Source organism: Haloferax gibbonsii ATCC 33959 (assembly GCF_000336775.1).
Lineage (GTDB): Archaea > Halobacteriota > Halobacteria > Halobacteriales > Haloferacaceae > Haloferax > Haloferax gibbonsii.
In genome coordinates this window covers 15,601-32,739 of record NZ_AOLJ01000026.1, presented here as the reverse complement: position 1 = coordinate 32,739, position 17,139 = coordinate 15,601, and the positions used below count along the sequence as shown (strand labels likewise).

General features: G+C 65.7%; 17 protein-coding genes. 16 read left to right on the top strand and 1 reads right to left on the bottom strand.

The window, feature by feature from the left end:
- Positions 1-91 precede the first annotated feature (91 nt).
- The 14 genes from C454_RS17565 to C454_RS17500 all read left to right on the top strand — a co-directional run bounded on the left by C454_RS17565 (position 92) and on the right by C454_RS17500 (position 14,348).
- Complete coding sequence (locus C454_RS17565) at positions 92-1,840, top strand: flippase activity-associated protein Agl23 (RefSeq protein ID WP_004977649.1); 1,749 nt, start codon at positions 92-94, stop codon at positions 1,838-1,840.
- A gap of 159 nt (positions 1,841-1,999) precedes the next feature.
- Positions 2,000-3,148: a 5-(carboxyamino)imidazole ribonucleotide synthase gene (locus C454_RS17560; protein ID WP_004977648.1), complete on the top strand. Its 1,149-nt coding sequence runs from the start codon at positions 2,000-2,002 to the stop codon at positions 3,146-3,148.
- Positions 3,149-3,154: 6 nt separating this feature from the next.
- Positions 3,155-3,766: a 5-(carboxyamino)imidazole ribonucleotide mutase gene (purE, locus tag C454_RS17555; RefSeq protein ID WP_004977647.1), complete on the top strand. Its 612-nt coding sequence runs from the start codon at positions 3,155-3,157 to the stop codon at positions 3,764-3,766.
- A 188-nt stretch (positions 3,767-3,954) separates the two neighbouring features.
- The gene (locus C454_RS17550; RefSeq protein WP_004977646.1) at positions 3,955-4,371 is read left to right on the top strand and encodes an NADH-quinone oxidoreductase subunit A; all 417 of its coding nucleotides are present in this window, start codon (positions 3,955-3,957) and stop codon (positions 4,369-4,371) included.
- A complete protein-coding gene (locus C454_RS17545; RefSeq protein ID WP_004977645.1) occupies positions 4,368-5,069 on the top strand; it encodes an NADH-quinone oxidoreductase subunit B in 702 nt (233 codons plus the stop codon). The genes C454_RS17550 and C454_RS17545 overlap by 4 nt, the downstream gene beginning before the upstream one ends.
- On the top strand, positions 5,066-6,739 hold the full coding sequence (locus tag C454_RS17540) for an NADH-quinone oxidoreductase subunit D (protein WP_004977644.1): 1,674 nt from the start codon (positions 5,066-5,068) through the stop codon (positions 6,737-6,739). Before C454_RS17545 ends, C454_RS17540 begins: the two co-directional genes overlap by 4 nt.
- Positions 6,739-7,788, top strand: coding sequence for a complex I subunit 1/NuoH family protein (locus C454_RS17535; RefSeq protein WP_004977643.1), 1,050 nt, complete (start codon positions 6,739-6,741; stop codon positions 7,786-7,788). The genes C454_RS17540 and C454_RS17535 overlap by 1 nt, the downstream gene beginning before the upstream one ends.
- Positions 7,785-8,246 (top strand): NuoI/complex I 23 kDa subunit family protein, encoded by a 462-nt coding sequence (locus tag C454_RS17530; RefSeq protein WP_004977642.1) that lies wholly within the window; start codon positions 7,785-7,787, stop codon positions 8,244-8,246. The genes C454_RS17535 and C454_RS17530 overlap by 4 nt, the downstream gene beginning before the upstream one ends.
- Before the next feature lie 105 nt (positions 8,247-8,351).
- On the top strand, positions 8,352-8,612 hold the full coding sequence (locus C454_RS17525; protein ID WP_004977641.1) for an NADH-quinone oxidoreductase subunit J: 261 nt from the start codon (positions 8,352-8,354) through the stop codon (positions 8,610-8,612).
- A complete protein-coding gene (locus C454_RS17520; protein ID WP_004977640.1) occupies positions 8,609-8,974 on the top strand; it encodes an NADH-quinone oxidoreductase subunit J family protein in 366 nt (121 codons plus the stop codon). The genes C454_RS17525 and C454_RS17520 overlap by 4 nt, the downstream gene beginning before the upstream one ends.
- A complete protein-coding gene (nuoK, locus tag C454_RS17515; RefSeq protein ID WP_004977639.1) occupies positions 8,974-9,276 on the top strand; it encodes an NADH-quinone oxidoreductase subunit NuoK in 303 nt (100 codons plus the stop codon). Before C454_RS17520 ends, nuoK begins: the two co-directional genes overlap by 1 nt.
- Before the next feature lie 3 nt (positions 9,277-9,279).
- The gene (nuoL, locus tag C454_RS17510; protein WP_004977638.1) at positions 9,280-11,301 is read left to right on the top strand and encodes an NADH-quinone oxidoreductase subunit L; all 2,022 of its coding nucleotides are present in this window, start codon (positions 9,280-9,282) and stop codon (positions 11,299-11,301) included.
- Positions 11,298-12,827, top strand: coding sequence for a complex I subunit 4 family protein (locus tag C454_RS17505; protein ID WP_004977637.1), 1,530 nt, complete (start codon positions 11,298-11,300; stop codon positions 12,825-12,827). The genes nuoL and C454_RS17505 overlap by 4 nt, the downstream gene beginning before the upstream one ends.
- Positions 12,828-14,348 (top strand): NADH-quinone oxidoreductase subunit N, encoded by a 1,521-nt coding sequence (locus C454_RS17500; RefSeq protein ID WP_004977636.1) that lies wholly within the window; start codon positions 12,828-12,830, stop codon positions 14,346-14,348.
- 33 nt (positions 14,349-14,381) lie between these two features.
- On the opposite strand, the gene C454_RS17495 is transcribed toward C454_RS17500, so the two are convergent.
- Entirely contained in the window at positions 14,382-14,762 is a 381-nt protein-coding gene (locus C454_RS17495; RefSeq protein WP_004977635.1) for a DUF7522 family protein, read from the bottom strand.
- 89 nt (positions 14,763-14,851) lie between these two features.
- On the opposite strand from C454_RS17495, the gene C454_RS17490 reads away from it, so the two are divergent.
- Entirely contained in the window at positions 14,852-16,309 is a 1,458-nt protein-coding gene (locus C454_RS17490) for a DHHA1 domain-containing protein (RefSeq protein ID WP_004977634.1), read from the top strand.
- A gap of 43 nt (positions 16,310-16,352) precedes the next feature.
- Complete coding sequence (locus C454_RS17485) at positions 16,353-17,135, top strand: CBS domain-containing protein (RefSeq protein ID WP_004977633.1); 783 nt, start codon at positions 16,353-16,355, stop codon at positions 17,133-17,135.
- Positions 17,136-17,139 lie beyond the last annotated feature (4 nt).

Sequence of the window (17,139 nt, the reverse complement as noted above, 5' to 3'; positions counted from 1 at the left end):
TCGGATAAAAGAACTACCGACACCGACCGAATTTGGTCTCCGGCGACGGGCAAGCACAAAAGTTGTATTGTCGGCGTTGCGATGGGTGGGCATGAGTACTGACAGTGGGACCGAGACGGTCACTCGGTCCCGTGCCCTCCTGGCGCTTTCGGGCGCGGTGGTCGTCGCCCTCCTCGTCCGCCTCGTCGACCTCGGCGGCCGAATCTTCCACTGGGACGAAGGCCGCGTCGGCTACTGGATTCTGCGCTATCACGAGACCGGCGAGTTCTCCTACCGGCCCATCATCCACGGCCCGTTTCTCCCCGTCGTCAACGACTATCTCTTCGCCGTCCTTCCGGCGACCGATTTCACGGCGCGGCTCCCCGTGGCGCTCGTCGGCGGCCTGCTTCCGCTTTCGGTCTGGCTGTTCCGAGAGCATCTCCGCCGCGACGAGATGGTCGCGCTCGCGCTCTTCTTCGCGGCGAACCCCATCTTGGTCTACTACTCGCGGTTCATGCGCAACGACGTGCTGGTGGCCGCCTTCTCGTTCGTCGCGCTCGGCTTCGTCGTCCGCGCGTACGACACCGGCCGCCTCGCCTACCTCATCCCCGCGGGCGTCTCCTTCGCGACCGGGTCGGCGGCGAAGGAGAACTACGTCGTCTACCTCGCGTGTTTCCTCGGGGCGGCGTTCCTCGTCTTCGACCACCGACTGCTCGCCCGGACCTCGGCCGGCGAGTCCGCCCGCGACATCCTCTTTTCGGAACTGCCCGCGAGCATCCGCGACCGACTTCGCGCACGCGGGGCGGGAAGTCTCGGTTACGGCGCGATTCGGTACGCCGCGGGCGTCCTCGGGGGTCTGCTCGCCTTCCTCGCCGTCTTCGTCTTCTTCTACGCGCCGCGGCCCGACCTCTGGAACGCGCTCGGCGGTTCAACTGCGGTTCTGCCCGTCCTCGAAGCCGGGACCGTCGGCGCGGTTTCGGAGATGTTCGGCAGTTGGCTCGGCGGCGGACACCAATCCCACGAGTACCTCCCGTATCTGAAGGACTTCCTCGAAACGTTCGTCTACGGCGCGCCGGTGCTCATCGTCTTCGCGCTCGTCGGCATCGTCGTGGACCGCTACGGCGTCGTCGCGGGGCGGGTCCGGTGGCTCGTCGCCTTCGCGACCTACTGGGGCGTCGTGAGCATCTTCGGCTACCCGCTGGCGACCGACATCCAAGCGCCGTGGGTCGTCGTCCACGCGATCGTCCCGCTCGCGGTCCCGGCGGCGGTCGGCGCGGCGTTCGTCTTCCGCTCCGGCGTGCAGGCGCTCGACGCCAAGGACACGGTCGGCGTCGGCCTCGCGGCGCTCGTGCTCGTCGCCTCGGTCGGCGGCGTCGCGGCCGCCAACGTCGACTACTGGAACGCCTCGACCGACGAGGACAAGGAGGTGCTCCAGTGGGCCCAACCCGAAAACGACCTCAAGGCCACGCTCGACGACGTGGAGCGCGTCTCGGCCGCCAACCCCGGAACCGATGTGCTCCTGTACGGGACCCACCCGCCGGACAGCGACGAGACGCACTTCTACGTCTCCAACGAGTCGAACCCGCTCGGCGGGCCGTCGTGGCACAGCCGACTCCCGCTCCCGTGGTACTTCGAGGGGTCGGGCGTCGAGCGCACCAGTAGCGCGCCGGACGCGAACGTCTCCGAGGTGACCGCCGACGCGCCGCCGGTCGTCATCGCCTACGAGTGGGACCGAACCGAACTCGAATCCGAACTCGACGGCTACGTCGCGCGCCAGCACGCCTTCAAACTCTGGAGCGAGGACGTGGTCGTCTTCATCGACGAGGACGCCCTCGCCGCCGCGAACGAGACGCGGGGCTGACGCCGGTCGGCGGCGTCCGACGAACCGATTTTCCCCGCGTTCGACGCGTTCCAGCGCCCGGCCCGTTCTGCGTCTTCTACACCGTTTATATCCACGAATGTGCTCATTTGAACGCATAATGTGGCAACGTTTATGCACCGACGTACTGAACCCGCGACTGTGACCGTCACCGTACCCGGACCCACGCTCGGCGTCGTCGGTGGGGGCCAGCTCGGGCGTATGCTCGGCGAGGCCGCCGCACCGCTCGGCGTCGACATCGTCGTGCTCGACCCGACACCCGACTGCCCGGCATCGGCCGTCGCCGACCAAATCGTCGGCGACTTCGACGACCCCGAGGCGATGGCGGAACTCGCCGCGCGGGCCGACGCGCTGACGTTCGAAATCGAACTCGCCGACCCGGACCTGCTCGACGAACTGGCCGCCGAGGAGGGAATCGAGGTCCACCCCTCGCCCGACGCGCTCCGGACCATCGAGGACAAACTGGTCCAGAAAGACACCTTCGGCGAGGCGGACATTCCGATTCCGCCGTTCCACCGCGTCGACGACGCGGCCGACCTCCGCGACGCGCTCGACGAGTTCGGCTCGGTCATGCTGAAAGCCCGGACCGGCGGCTACGACGGCCGCGGAAACGTCCCCGTCACCGACCCCGAGGACGCCGAGTCCGCCATCGAGGCGGTCGGCGGCCCGGCGATGGCCGAGGCGTTCGTCGACTTCGAGCGCGAACTGTCGGTCATCGGCGTCCGCGGCGAAGACGAGATTCGGACCTTCCCCGTGGGCGAGAACGTCCACGAGGAGGAGATTCTCCGCGAGACCGTCGTCCCGGCGCGGACGACCGACGAAGTGCGGGAGGAGGCCGATCGCGTCGCCCGCGAGGTGCTTTCGCACCTGCCCGGCCGCGGCGTCTTCGGCATCGAACTGTTCGAGACGGCGGCTGGCGACGTGCTCGTCAACGAGGTCGCCCCGCGCCCGCACAACTCCGGCCACTGGACCATCGAGGGCGCGCTCACCTCGCAGTTCGAACAGCACGTCCGCGCCGTGCTCGGGTGGCCGCTCGGCGCGACGACTCGCCGGTCGCCCACCGTGATGGCGAACGTCCTCGGCACCGTCGACGAGAGCCGACCCGCGCGGCTCGGCGGCCTCGACGACGCCCTCGGTGAATCGGGCGTCTCGCTGCACTGGTACGGCAAAGACGAGGTGCGCCCGCTCCGCAAGATGGGCCATCTCACCGCCGTCGGCGACGACGACGTCGACCTCGAAGCGCTTCTCGCACGCACGCGCGACCTCCGGGACGGACTTCACTTCGACTGATACACAATGACGACAGAACGGGACCTCATCGACGAACTGCACGCACAGGCCGACGCCGACCGCAACCCCGAGACGACGCCCGACGTGGGCATCATCATGGGGTCTGACTCCGACCTCGACGTGATGTCCGGCGCGCACGAGGCGCTGGACACGCTCGGGTTCGGCGAGCAGACCGACTTCGACGCGCCGCCCGAAGAGCGGTTCACCTACGAGACGTACGTCGTCTCCGCGCACCGGACGCCCGACCTGATGTACGCCTACGGCGACACCGCGCGCGACCGCGGCGTCGAGGTCATCATCGCCGGCGCGGGCGGCAAGTCCGCGGACCTGCCGAACATGACCGCCTCCATCGCGTACCCGATTCCGGTCGTCGGCGTCCCCGTCCAGGAGAAGTCGGTCGACTCGGTCATCGGGATGCCGACGGGCGCACCCATCGTCGCGGTCGACGCCGGCAAGTCGTTCAACGCCGCGCTGTCAGCCGTACAGGCGCTCTCCCGCGGCTACCCCGAGCTCGAAGACCGACTCGTCGAGTACCACGAAGACCTCGTTTCCGACGTGGCCGAAACCTCGGCCGCGCTCCACGACCTCGGCGTCGCGGGCTTCCGCGAATCGCGGTAGCGAAGCGTCCGCCGTCGCCGGTCAGTGGTCCGCAATCGGGGGTCGCTCCGGGCGTCGAAACCCTGCCCGTGCGGGGTTCCGGGCGTCTCTCGCGTATTTTCCAAATAGAAGCTCTCTCGCGCCCGAAACACACAAATCAATGTTTATAGGGGAGCGCTTCTAACCGCCGCACGTCAGGGAGACACGGCATGAGTGATTGGATTGCAATCGGTGCGATGGGGCTGGTTGGTGTCGGCATACCGCTCGCGATGATGGCGGTGTCGGCGCTGCTGCGCCCAAGCGTACCGGAACAAGGAAAGAGTGCCACGTACGAGAGTGGTGAGGTGCCGACAGGCACGGCGCGCGTCCAGTTTAACATTCAGTACTACATGGTCGCGCTGCTGTTCCTCGTGTTCGACATCGAGACCGTCCTGATTTTCCCGTGGACGGTCATTTACCGCTCGGCCCTCGAACAGGGCGCGTCGCTGGCGACGATTCTGACGCCGATGCTCGTTTTCATCGGTATCCTCGTCGTCGGCCTCGTCTGGGCGTGGCGCAACGGCGCAGTCAAGTGGGTCAAAAGCCCGCAGGCAAACCGTCGTAAGACAGAGAGGCAAGATGCATGAGTAGCGAACAGAAGCCATTCGTCACGGACGACACACAGGTACAGACCGAGACTCGCGACGCCCGGATGGCGGGGGCGGACGACCGGTTCAACTCGAAGCTTCGGGAGGCGTTCGGCTCGTCACCGTTCATCCTCACGAAGTTCGACAAGTTCATGAACTGGGTCCGCGGGTCCTCGATGTTCATGCTGCAGTTCGGTATCGCGTGCTGCAGCATCGAGATGATGCACACCTACGGAATCAAGCACGACCTCGACCGGTTCGCGGCGGGTGTGCCGCGCGCGTCGCCGCGACAGGCCGACGTGATTATCGTGCCGGGGACCATCGTCTCGAAGTTCGCCCCGCGCATGAAGCGCGTCTACGACCAGATGCCCGAACCGAAGTTCGTCGTCGGCATGGGGTCGTGTACGATTTCCGGCGGCCCGTTCCAGGAGGGCTACAACGTCATCAAGGGCGCAGAAGAGGTCATCCCGGTTGACATCCACATCCCCGGCTGCCCGCCGCGCCCGGAGGCGCTCATCTACGGTATCGCGAAGCTCCAAGAGCGCATCGCGAACGGCGAGTCCAGCCCGGTGACGGTCAAGCCGTACGAACTGGAGCAGTTCGGCGACCTCGAACGCGACGAAATCGTCGACAAGCTCGCGGCGGAAATCGACGAGGAAGACCTCGTCATGCGGTACAACTGGGCTGATTCGCCATGAGCCTCGAAGAACAACAGTCCGACGACCCCGCGGAACTCGAATCGGGCGTCAGCCGCGGCGACGAACTCGCCGACCTGCTCGGCGACCTCGTCGTCGGCCGCGAAGAACACCTGAACGCGCCAGGGCTCGTCATCCGTCCCGACGAGGTCCAAGACGCGCTGTTCAAGCTCCGCGACGAGGCCGGGTTCGACCACCTCTCGTGTGTGACCGCACAGGAGTACGAGGACCGCTACGAGTCCATCTACCATCTGACGAAGTTCGACGACCGGACCGACGAGGTCTCGGTCGTCGTGCCCACCTCGAAGGACAACCCGGTCAGTCAGTCCGCCGAGCCGGTGTTCCGGACGGCCGACTGGCACGAGCGCGAGGCGTACGACCTCGTCGGCATCCAGTACGAGGACCACCCGGACCTGCGTCGCATCCTGCTTCCGGACACGTGGCAGGGTCACCCGCTCGGACTGGACTACGACCAGGACCGCCCGCAGATAGCGACGCTCCGCGAGCACGCTAACCCGCTCGAGGAGGACCACCGCGCCGGGGACAGCAACACGATGTACATCAACATCGGGCCGCACCACCCGGCGACCCACGGCGTGCTGCACGTCGAGACGGTCGTCGACGGCGAGCAGGTGGTCGACCTCGATTCCGACATCGGCTACCTCCACCGCTGCGAGGAGCAGATGTGTCAGCAGGGGACTTACCGGCACCAGATTATGCCGTACCCCGACCGCTGGGACTACATCTCGGCGGGACTGCTGAACGAGTGGGCCTACGCCCGCACCGCGGAGGACCTCGCGGACATCGAGGTCCCCGAGTACGCCCAGATCATCCGCACGATGGGCGCGGAACTGTGCCGCATCGCGTCGCACATGATCGCGCTCGGCACGTTCGCGCTGGACGTGTACGGCGACTTCACGGCCATCTTCATGTACGCCATGCGGGACCGCGAAATCGTCCAGAACATTCTGGAGGACCTCACCGGTCAGCGCATGATGTTCAACTACTTCCGGCTCGGCGGGGTCGTCTGGGACCTCCCCGAACCCCGCGAGGAGTTCTTCGAGAAGATTCGCGACTTCATCGACGAGCTCCCGCAGGCGCTCGAGGAGTACCACGACATGATCACCTCGAACGAGATTCTCCAGGCGCGGACGGTCGGCACGGGCGTCCTGCCGCCTGAGGTCGCCAAGAGCTACGGTGCGACCGGCCCGGTCGCCCGCGGCTCCGGCATCGACTACGACCTCCGCCGCGACGACTCCTACGGCTACTACGACGAACTCGACTGGGACGTCGTCGTCGAGGACGGCTGCGACAACTTCTCGCGCCTGCTCGTGCGCATGCGCGAGGTCGAGGAGTCGGCCAAGATCATCCAGCAGTGCGTTGACCTGCTCGAAGACTGGCCCGAAGACGAGCGGAACATCCAGGCGAACGTTCCGCGCACCCTGAAGCCCGAAGAGGACACGGAGATCTACCGCGCCGTCGAAGGCGCGAAGGGCGAACTCGGCATCTACATCCGCGCCGACGGCACCGACAAGCCGGCCCGATTCAAGATCCGCAGTCCGTGCTTCTCGAACCTCCAGACGCTCCCCGAGATGTCCGAGGGTGAGTACATCCCGGACATGATTGCCTCGCTCGGCAGTCTCGACATCGTTCTCGGAGAGGTGGACCGGTAATGAGTCTGCAAGCGGTCCTTCCGGACACGATCAGCGGCCTCCTCGGTCTCGAAGGCATCCTCGGCGACGTCGTCGGGGGTCTCGTTGGCGCGTTCCTCATCGCCAACATCATGCTCATCATGACGGCGTTCGCCGGACCGTGGGCGAAGCGGAAGATCACGGCCGCCTTCGGTGACCGCATCGCAGTCAACCGAATCGGTCCGTTCGGTCTCCTGACCATCGTCACGGACGCGGTCCGACTGCTGTCGAAGGAACTCATCGTTCCCGAGGGCGTCGACCGTCCCGCGTGGGACCTCGCGCCGATGGTCATTCCCTTCTCCGCGCTGCTCGGATTCGCCGTCATCCCGATGGGTAACGGCATCCAGCTCGCGGACCCCGAGACCGGTCTCGCGTTCGCCTTCGCCGCGGCGTCTATCGCCTCGCTGGGCATCGTCATGACCGGCTACGCATCGAACAACAAGTTCTCGCTCATCGGCGCGCTCCGCGCGGTCGCGTCGAACATCGCCTACGAGATCCCGCTCGTCGTCACGGCGGCCTCCGTCGTCATCTTCGCGGGGTCGCTCCGCATGAGCGAAATCGTCGCCGTGCAGGCCGAGCCGCTGCTTTCGGTCGCGGGCGTGACGATTCCGACGTGGTTCGCGTTCGTGAACCCCTTCGCGTTCGCGCTGTTCATCATCGCGAACCTCGCGGAGGTCGGTCGTAACCCGTTCGACATCCCCGAAGCGCCGACCGAGATTGTCGCCGGGTTCCAGACCGAGTACTCCTCGGTCTACTTCGTGCTCATCTACCTCGGTGAGTTCATCCACATCTTCCTCGGCGGCGCTATCGCGGCGACGCTGTTCCTCGGCGGTCCGGCGGGCCCGGTCCTGCCCGGATTCGTCTGGTTCACCATCAAAATCTGGGCGTTCTTCCTGTTCACCCAGTGGGCGCGCTCCGCGATTCCGCGCCTTCGCGTCGACCAGTTCCTCGAAATCGGTTGGAAGGGGATGCTCGTACTCTCCTTCGCCAACCTGGTTCTCACGGCCATCATCGTGGGGGTGATTGTATGATCGGAATCCTGAAAGGCATGGCAGTGACGCTGAGGCACGCGCTCGACGGCGAGACGTTCACGGTCGAGTACCCCGAGACCGCGCCAGAAGTGAGCCCGCGTTTCCGCGGCGTCCACAAGTTCAGCCAAGAACGATGTATCTGGTGCCGTCAGTGTGAGAACGTCTGTCCGAACGACACGATTCAGATCGTTCAGGACGACAAGCGCAACGGCGAGCAGTACAACCTCCACATCGGCCAGTGTATCTACTGCCGGCTGTGCGAGGAGGTCTGTCCCGTCGACGCCATCCTACTCACGCAGAACTTCGAGTTCACGGCGGACACGAAAAACGACTTCGTCTACAACAAAGAACAGCTCAAGAACGTCCCGTGGTACAAGGATATCGACCCGCTCAACTCTCGCAACCCCGACCGCAACGCGTGGATCGGCGAGGGCGAAGGAGAGGTCGACTACCAGTAACATGACCGCGAGTGAATCGTTCGAGTCCCGTCAGCCCGCGTCCGCTACCGGACGCTGAGGACGTTCTCGAAATGTTCAAAGGGATATCTCAAGGAGACATACACAATGGTTTATGAAACCATCGCGTTCGCGCTGTTCGCCCTCGTCACCGTGGGCTGCAGCCTGGGCGTCGTCCTCGTGCGGGACATCTGGCATTCCGCACTCCTGCTCGGGGGCGCGCTCTTGAGCGTCGCGGTGCATTACGTGATGTTGCAGGCGGAGTTCCTCGCCGCCATGCAAGTCCTCGTCTACGTCGGCGGGGTACTGATTCTCATCACGTTCGCCGTGATGCTGACGCGTATCGATCCGGAGGTGAGTAGTACATGACCACGAAACCGCAGCTGAAACTCGGTTCGCACCTCGTGCCCGGACTGGCTGCCGTCGCGCTGTTCGTCGTGATGGCGGTCGTGTTCCTCGGCGCGTCGTTCCCGAACCCACAGGGGTTCGCAGAGGGAGCAAACATAACCGCGAGCATCGGCTATTCGATGTTCAACCTCGACTTCGGGGACGTCGCCGGGGAAGGGTTCCTCGCCGCGTTCATCGTCATCGCGGTAACGCTCGACGTCGCTCTTGACGGTGCCATCCACCTCGCACGGCGCGAGGAGGGTGGTCAGATGCGGACTATTCTGACCGACGGCGGCCGTGAACTCAAGCGAACGTTGTTCGACGACGAGGAGGATGACCGCTGATGGTGCCCCCGCAATACTATCTGCTCTTGTCGGCGGCCGTGTTCTGCATCGGCGTTTTCGGCCTCTTGACCCGACGGAACGCGCTGTTGTTCCTGATGTCGGTCGAACTGATGCTGAACGCCGCGAACATCAATCTCGTCGCGTTCTCGCTCTACTGGGGGAACGTCACGGGGCAAACGTTCACCCTGTTCACGCTGGCGCTCGCGGCCGCGGAGGTCGCAGTCGGTATCGGTATCATCCTCGTACTGTACCGTAACTTCGACGACGTGGACGTGACCAACGCGACCACGATGAGGTGGTAATATATGGCAGGTATCTTAGACTTCGCTCCGGCCATCGTCCTCCTCCCGTTCCTCTCGTTCCTGATCGCACTCGGGGCGGGACGGTACATGCCGAAGGGAGGCGCGCTGGCGGGTATCGGCGCGACGGCAGGCTCGTTCGTCCTGTCCATCGCGACGTTCTTCGCCGTCAGCGGCGGACAGACCTACAACCAAACGATTTACACGTGGGCGGAGGGCCTCGACGCCATCAACCTGACGTTCGGTCTGCTCATCGACCCGCTTTCGTCGATGATGCTCGTCATCGTGACGCTCGTCGCGCTCCTCGTCCACATCTTCAGCCTCGGATACATGAACGACGAGGGCGAGACGGGCCTCCCGCGTTACTACGCCGGACTCGGCCTGTTCACGGCCTCCATGCTCGGGTTCGTCGTCGCCGACAACCTGCTCATGGCGTTCATGTTCTTCGAACTGGTGGGCCTGTGTTCCTACCTGCTCATCGGCTTCCACTTCCGGCAGGACGGCCCGCCGAGCGCCGCGAAGAAGGCGTTCCTCGTCACCCGCTTCGGTGACTACTTCTTCCTCATCGGCGTCGTCGCCGTCTTCGCGACGTTCGGCTCCGCCGCCTTCGCGGGCCCCGATGCCTTCCCGGTCCTCGCCGAGGAGGCGCTCGCTGGCGAACACTCGGTCAACACGTTCCTCGGCATGGGCGAACAGGCGTGGTTCACCGTCGTCGGCCTCCTCGTTCTCGGAGGCGTCGTCGGTAAGTCCGCGCAGTTCCCCCTGCACACGTGGCTTCCGGACGCGATGGAAGGTCCGACGCCCGTCTCCGCGCTCATCCACGCAGCGACGATGGTCGCGGCCGGCGTCTACCTCGTCGCCCGGATGTACGGGTTCTACGTGCTGACGCCGACGACGCTCGCCATCATCGCCCTCATCGGCGGATTCACCGCCCTCTTCGCGGCGACCATGGGCGTCGTCAAGAAAGAGATCAAGCAGGTGCTCGCGTACTCGACTATCAGCCAGTACGGCTACATGATGCTCGGCCTCGGTGCCGGTGGCTACGTCGCGGCGACGTTCCACCTCATGACGCACGCCTTCTTCAAGGCGCTGCTCTTCCTCGGTGCCGGTTCGGTCATCATCGCGATGCACCACAACGAGAACATGTGGGACATGGGCGGTCTGAAAGACAAGATGCCCGTGACCTACTACGCGTTCCTCTCCGGGTCGCTCGCCCTCGCGGGCATCGTCCCGTTCGCGGGCTTCTGGTCGAAAGACGAGGTCCTCTACGAGACGCTCATTCACGGCCTCGGCGGCAGTCCGATTCTGCTCGCCGCGTACGCGATGGGTCTGCTCGCCGTGTTCTTCACGGGGTTCTACACCTTCCGGATGGTGTTCCTCACCTTCCACGGCGAGCCACGGTCCGGAACGGCGCGTGACCCCCACGGCGTTCGCTGGAACGTCAAGGGTCCGCTCGCCGTCCTCGGCGTGCTCGCCGCGACGACCGGGCTCGTCAACATGGTCCCGGTCGAGAAGCTCTTCGGCATCGAGGGAATCGACTTCCTACACCAGTTCCTCGACGGGAGCTTCAGTTCGCTGAACGCGCACCACTACGCCGAACTCATCCCGTACAGTTCGGGCTACATCGGCGGCGAGGCCGGAACGGTTGCCATCGGCGCGGCCGTCTCGCTCGGCTTCGCGCTCGGCGGTGCCGCGCTCGCGCACGTGCTGTACAACGTCCCCGAACCCGTCGAACACACGGACAAGCTCGGGAGCATCAAGACCGTACTGTACAACAACTACTACCAAGACGAGTACCAGGTCTGGATCGCGACCGGCGTCGTCCAACCCATCTCGCGCGTCCTCGATAAGTTCGACCAGGGTATCGTCGACGGCGTCGTCAACGGTATCTCCAGCGTGAGTCTGTTCGCTGGCGGTCGCGTCAAGCGCGTTCAGACCGGTGTGGTGAGCAACTACGCCGCGCTCCTCACGCTCGGTCTGACCGCGCTGCTTCTCGGTCTCGGTCTGCTCGGAGGTTGGTTCGCATGATAATCGAAGCGCTCATCGCAGTCACGTTCCTCGCCGCGCTGGTCACCTTCGTCGTGCCGAACCGGTACGCCGGCAAGGCGGCCTTCGCGCTGAGTCTGGCTCCCGTCGTCGGGAGCCTCTACATGTGGCAACAGTACGACGCGAGCGGGAACGCCTTACTCGGCGGGAACATCGCGTTCGAGACAGACGTCGCCTGGCTGCAACTCGGCCAGTACGACATCCACTGGATGGTCGGCGTCGACGGCATCAGCATGCCGCTTGTCGTCCTTACGACCATCCTCACCACGCTCGCTATCGTCAGCGCGTGGACGCCCATCTCGGAGCGTCAGTCCCAGTTCTTCGGCCTGATGCTTCTCATGGAGGCGAACCTGCTCGGCGTCTTCACGGCGCTCGACTTCTTCGTCTGGTTCATCTTCTGGGAGGCTGTGCTCCTGCCGATGTACTTCCTCATCGGCGTCTGGGGCGGCCCGCGCCGCAAGTACGCGGCTATCAAGTTCTTCGTCTACACGAACATCGCGTCGCTCGTGATGTTCATCGGGTTCATCTCGCTCGTGTTCGGCCTCGGCGACTCGATCTCGTCGTTCCGCCTGCCCGAAATCGCGCAGGCGTTGCAGGCCGGACAGCTCGGAAGCTTCGCGGGACTGTCGGCCGGCGCACTCGCGTCGGTCGCGTTCATCGCGATGTTCTTCGGGTTCGCGGTGAAGGTCCCGGTCGCCCCGCTCCACACGTGGCTGCCGGACGCACACGTTGAGGCCCCCACGCCGGTGTCGGTCATGCTGGCCGGGGTCCTCCTGAAGATGGGTACGTACGCCCTGCTCCGGTTCAACTTCACGATGCTGCCGGAGACGGCGCGCGCCTTCGCGCTGCCCATCGCCCTGCTCGCCGTCGCGAGCGTCATCTACGGCGCACTGCTCGCGCTGGCCCAGCAGGACCTCAAGCGCATCGTCGCGTACTCCTCCGTCTCGTCGATGGGGTACGTCATCCTCGGTCTCATCGCCTACACCACCTACGGCGTCGGCGGTGCGACCTTCCAGATGGTCGCCCACGGCCTCATCTCCGGACTGATGTTCATGGCCGTCGGCGTCATCTACAACACGACCCACACGCGCATGGTGTCGGACATGTCCGGCATCGCCGACCGGATGCCCGTCACGGCGGGCATCTTCGTCGCCGGCGCGTTCGGGTACATGGGTCTGCCGCTCATGGCCGGCTTCGCGGCCGAGTTCTTCATCTTCAAGGGCGCGTTCGAGTCCACGGTGATGGAGGCCATGCCGCTGTTTACCGGCGCCGCGATGTTCGGTATCGTCATCGTCGCCGGTTACCTGCTGTTCGCGATGCAGCGGACGCTGTTCGGACCCTTCCGGTTCGACGGCGACTACGACATCACGGAAGCGCCGTTCCACGACGTCGCACCCCTCGCGGTGCTGCTCCTGCTCACCATCGTGCTCGGTGTCTCTCCGGACATCTTCTTCACGATGATTCAGGACGCGGTTAACCCGATTCTCGAACTGGGAGGTGCGTTCTAGATGACGCCCCTCCAGACGCTCCCGGAGTGGGCGGCGACGGCTCCCGCCATCGTGCTCGCGCTGACGGGGCTCGCGCTGCTGCTCATCGACACCATCGACCCGGACTCCACGAACAACGGCCTTCTGGCCGGCACGGCGACGCTCGGCGCGCTCGCCGCCGGCGGCATCGCCGGCTGGTTCCTCATCGGCGGAACCGGCATGGAGTCCACGGGCGGCGCTATCTCGCTGTACGGCGACGCGCTCGTCGTCGACGGGATGAGCCTGTTCTTCACGCTCATCTTCACCAGCGTCGCCGCGATGGTGACCGTCGCCTCCTACGACTACCTCGCGGACGAGCCCCATCAGGGTGAGTTCTACTCGCTCGTGATATTCGCCACGACCGGCATGACGCTCATGGGGATGTCGAACTCGCTGGCGACCGTCTTCATCAGCCTCGAACTGGCGTCCCTGCCCTCGTACGCGCTCGTCGCGTTCCTCAAGAAGGACCGCGGCAGCATCGAGGCCGGTCTGAAGTACTTCCTCATCGGCGCGCTGTCGTCGGCGGTGTTCGCGTTCGGTATCAGCCTCGTGTTCGCCGTCACCGGCTCGCTGGTGCTCCCGGAAGTCGCCGCGTCGCTCGCCGAAGGCACCGAACTCGTCGGCGTCCTCGGTCTCGGCGTGCTGATGATCGCCGGGGGCTTCGCGTTCAAGACCGCCTCCGTCCCGTTCCACTTCTGGGCCCCGGAGGCCTACGAGGGCGCGCCCGCTCCCGTGAGCGCGTTCCTCTCGTCGGCGTCGAAGGCGGCCGGCTTCGCCGTCGCCTTCCGCGTGTTCACCGTCGCGTTCCCCCTCGAAACCGTCACCGCGGTCGGCGGCGGGAGCGTCGACTGGTCGCTGCTGTTCGCGGTGCTCGCCGTCGTCACCATGACGCTCGGTAACTTCGCGGCGGCGACCCAGAACAACGTCAAGCGGATGCTCGCGTACTCCTCTATCGGTCACGCGGGGTACGCACTTATCGGCCTCGCGGCGATCACCACCGACGGCGGTGCCGCGAACGGTGACGTGCTCGGCGCGAGCATGGCCCACCTGTTCGTCTACGGCTTCATGAACACGGGCGCGTTCCTGTTCATCGCCATGGTCGAAAAGTGGGGCCTCGGCCGCACCTTCGAGGACTACAACGGTATCGCGTCGAAGGCGCCCATCGCCGCCTCGGCGATGACCGTCTTCATGTTCTCGCTCGCGGGGCTTCCGCCGTTCGGCGGCTTCTTCTCGAAGTACGCCCTGTTCGAGTCGGCTATCGGGTCGGGCTTCTGGTGGCTCGCCGCGGTCGGCGCGGTCAACAGCGCGCTGTCGCTGTTCTACTACAGCCGCGTCGTGAAGGCGATGTGGATCGAGGAGCCGTCGAAGCCCCTCGAAATCGGCAGCCAGCCGGTCGGTCTCTACGTGGCGATTATCTTCGCCGCGGTCGGGACGGTCCTGCTCCTGCCCGGCTTCCAACCCGTCATCGAGACGGCGCAGACCGTCGCCGCGGCGCTCTTCTGAGCGTTTCGGCGATTCGGTTCGATTCGGTTTCTTTTATTCTCGCAGTAACTCGCCGAGCGCCGACGCCAGCTCCTCGGAGCGCCTGAGCGTCAGGCCGTCGGTGGTGACGAACACGCCCTTGTCGTCGGCCGTCACCCGGGTGAGGTACCCGTGGTCGAACGCACGGACGGTGTATCGGTAGTTCCCGAGTTCGGAGCCGCGGTAGGCGGTCCGCGCCTGAAATCCGTCGGTCTCGTGTTCGACGAACCCGGTGAGGTCGGCGTCGGCTTCGAGGTCGCTTCGGAGGTACATCTGGTCGCAGCGGTCGTGCGTGAAGTACGTCACGCTCCTGAGGTCGTCGCCGACGACGGTTCGACAGGTTCGGACGAACGACTCGGCTCGCGACTCGGGGAGCAGTTGCGTCTCGAGTTCCATCGTATATGTGTCATGCGTTGGCATGACATAATATCATCGCCGGATGGGAGGACGGTAGGGTTTTGCGGCCGGAGTCCGACCCTCCGTGTATGGTACGTCGCCTGGTTCTCGGCTGCGGGTCGCTCGGCGGGAACCTCGTCGGGCTACTCGCCGACCGCGGGGGGACGGTAACGGTCGTCACGGACCGGAAGGGCCGCGCCGACGACCTCCGCTCGGACGGCATCGCCGCGAGGGAGGGCGACCCCGCGGACCCGTCGAACTACCCCGACGCGGTCGACCTCGTCATCGTCGGCGGGCAGTCCTCGGCGCCGAACCTCGACGCGGCGCGCGCGGCCCGCGACCGATTTCCCGACGCGCCGCTCGTCGTCTACCTCGGCGACGACGCGGACCCGTCGGTCCGCGCCGACATCGACGCGATCGCCGACGAGGTCATCGACCCGCGTCGAATCGTCTCCGGGCGAATCCTCGACGCCGTCGGCACGTCGCACACGGAGCGGTTGAACCGCCTGATGCGGGTCCTCCGAAACCTCGACGGCAGGCTCGCGGTCGTGATGCACGACAACCCGGACCCCGACGCCATCGCCGCGGCGCTGGCGTTGCAGGCCATCGCCCGGCGGGCGAGCGTCGACGCAGACGTGTGTTACTTCGGCGACATCTCTCATCAGGAGAACCGCGCGCTCGTGAACCTCCTCGATTTGGACCTTCGGGTTCTCGACGAGGTTCCGGCGGACGACGAGTACGCCGGCTTCGCGCTCGTCGACCACTCCCGACCGGGCGTCAACGACCGCCTGCCGCCGGAGACGACCATCGACATCGTCATCGACCACCATCCGCCGCGCGCGCCGGTCGAAGCGGCGTACGTGGACCTCAGACGCGGCGTCGGCGCGACGAGCACGTTGCTCGCGGAGTATCTCGAACGGCTCGGAATCGTCCCCGACACGACGGTGGCGACGGCCCTCCTGTTCGGGATTCAGGTCGACACCAACGACTTCACGCGGGAGGTCTCGACCGCCGACTTCGAGGCCGCCGCCTTCCTCATCCCACACGTCGACGTGGACCTGCTCGAACGGGTCGAGACGCCGAGTCTGACCTCCGAGACGATGGAGACGCTCGCCCGCGCCATCTCGAACCGCGACGTTCGGGGGAACGTCCTCACGACGAACGTCGGCGACATCCGCGAGCGGGACGCGCTCGCGCAGGCCGCCGACCACCTCCTCGGGATGGAGGGCGTCGAGGTGACGGTCGTCTACGGCCTGATGGACGGCACCGTCTACGTCTCCGGTCGCGCCCGCGGGGCGAAAGTCGACCTCGGCGAGACGTTCCGCGACGCCCTCGGCTCTATCGGGAGCGCCGGCGGCCACGCGGACATGGCGGGCGCACAGATTCCACTGGGCATCCTCGACGACGTGGGCGACGACTCGCGGGAGTCGCTCGCCACCATCGTCACGGACATCGTCGCCGGGCGGATGTTCGAGACGCTGGAGCACGCGACGCCGACGCCGAGTCTGGATACCGACGTGGCCTTCGAGTACCCGCTCGATGAGTGAACGCCCACACGTTTTTGCCGACGGTGGCCCTATGGGGTGGGAGATGAGTACCAAAGCGACCGTCAAGGAGTACATGACGCGCGAGGTCCAGACCGTCTCTCCGACCGACACGGTCGCGGACGTCGCCCAACGCATCGCAGAGAGCGACGGGCACAACGGCTTTCCCGTCTGCGACGGACGCAAGGCCGAGGGATTCGTCACGGCGCGCGATATCCTCCTCGCCGACGACGCCGCCCCCATCGAGACGGTGATGGCGACGGACCTCGTCGTCGCTCACCCCGAGATGGACGTGAACGACGCCGCCCGCGTCATCCTCCGGTCGGGAATCCAGAAGCTCCCGGTCGTCGACGACGCGGGCAACCTCGTCGGCATCATCTCGAACACCGACGTCATCCGGAGCCAAATCGAGCGCGCGACGCCGGAGAAAGTGGGCAAACTCATGCGGACGCTCGAACAGATTCACGGCATCACGGTCCACCAAGAGCGCCGCACGGTCTCGCTTTCGAACCTCATTCCCACGCAGGCCCGCGTCTACGCCGACGAACTCGACGGTCGACGGTACGAACTCGAACGCGGCCTCGCGGAGCCGCTCGTCGTCATCGACAACAACGGGACGCTACTCCTCGCCGACGGCCACCACCGCGTCCTCGCGGCCGACCGAATCGGCATCGAGGAGATGGACGCCTACGTCATCGTCGTCGACGACCCCGTCGAACTCGGCATGCAGCGGACCGCCGAAAAGGAGGGCCTCAAATCTATCTCGGACATCGACATCGTCGACTACGCGCGACACCCGCTGGTCGAGACGACGCGCCGGCTCCAGTAGCCCA

What these genes read in the sequence shown, in the direction of transcription:
- C454_RS17490 (WP_004977634.1), top strand. Translation starts at nt 14,852, where the DNA reads ATGGTACGTCGCCTGGTTCTCGGCTGCGGGTCGCTCGGCGGGAACCTC.
- nuoL (WP_004977638.1), top strand. Translation starts at nt 9,280, where the DNA reads ATGGCAGGTATCTTAGACTTCGCTCCGGCCATCGTCCTCCTCCCGTTC.
- C454_RS17485 (WP_004977633.1), top strand. Translation starts at nt 16,353, where the DNA reads ATGAGTACCAAAGCGACCGTCAAGGAGTACATGACGCGCGAGGTCCAG.
- C454_RS17500 (WP_004977636.1), top strand. Translation starts at nt 12,828, where the DNA reads ATGACGCCCCTCCAGACGCTCCCGGAGTGGGCGGCGACGGCTCCCGCC.
- C454_RS17495 (WP_004977635.1), bottom strand. Translation starts at nt 14,762, where the DNA reads ATGGAACTCGAGACGCAACTGCTCCCCGAGTCGCGAGCCGAGTCGTTC.
- C454_RS17565 (WP_004977649.1), top strand. Translation starts at nt 92, where the DNA reads ATGAGTACTGACAGTGGGACCGAGACGGTCACTCGGTCCCGTGCCCTC.
- C454_RS17540 (WP_004977644.1), top strand. Translation starts at nt 5,066, where the DNA reads ATGAGCCTCGAAGAACAACAGTCCGACGACCCCGCGGAACTCGAATCG.
- C454_RS17530 (WP_004977642.1), top strand. Translation starts at nt 7,785, where the DNA reads ATGATCGGAATCCTGAAAGGCATGGCAGTGACGCTGAGGCACGCGCTC.
- C454_RS17520 (WP_004977640.1), top strand. Translation starts at nt 8,609, where the DNA reads ATGACCACGAAACCGCAGCTGAAACTCGGTTCGCACCTCGTGCCCGGA.
- C454_RS17525 (WP_004977641.1), top strand. Translation starts at nt 8,352, where the DNA reads ATGGTTTATGAAACCATCGCGTTCGCGCTGTTCGCCCTCGTCACCGTG.
- nuoK (WP_004977639.1), top strand. Translation starts at nt 8,974, where the DNA reads ATGGTGCCCCCGCAATACTATCTGCTCTTGTCGGCGGCCGTGTTCTGC.
- C454_RS17505 (WP_004977637.1), top strand. Translation starts at nt 11,298, where the DNA reads ATGATAATCGAAGCGCTCATCGCAGTCACGTTCCTCGCCGCGCTGGTC.
- purE (WP_004977647.1), top strand. Translation starts at nt 3,155, where the DNA reads ATGACGACAGAACGGGACCTCATCGACGAACTGCACGCACAGGCCGAC.
- C454_RS17550 (WP_004977646.1), top strand. Translation starts at nt 3,955, where the DNA reads ATGAGTGATTGGATTGCAATCGGTGCGATGGGGCTGGTTGGTGTCGGC.
- C454_RS17535 (WP_004977643.1), top strand. Translation starts at nt 6,739, where the DNA reads ATGAGTCTGCAAGCGGTCCTTCCGGACACGATCAGCGGCCTCCTCGGT.
- C454_RS17545 (WP_004977645.1), top strand. Translation starts at nt 4,368, where the DNA reads ATGAGTAGCGAACAGAAGCCATTCGTCACGGACGACACACAGGTACAG.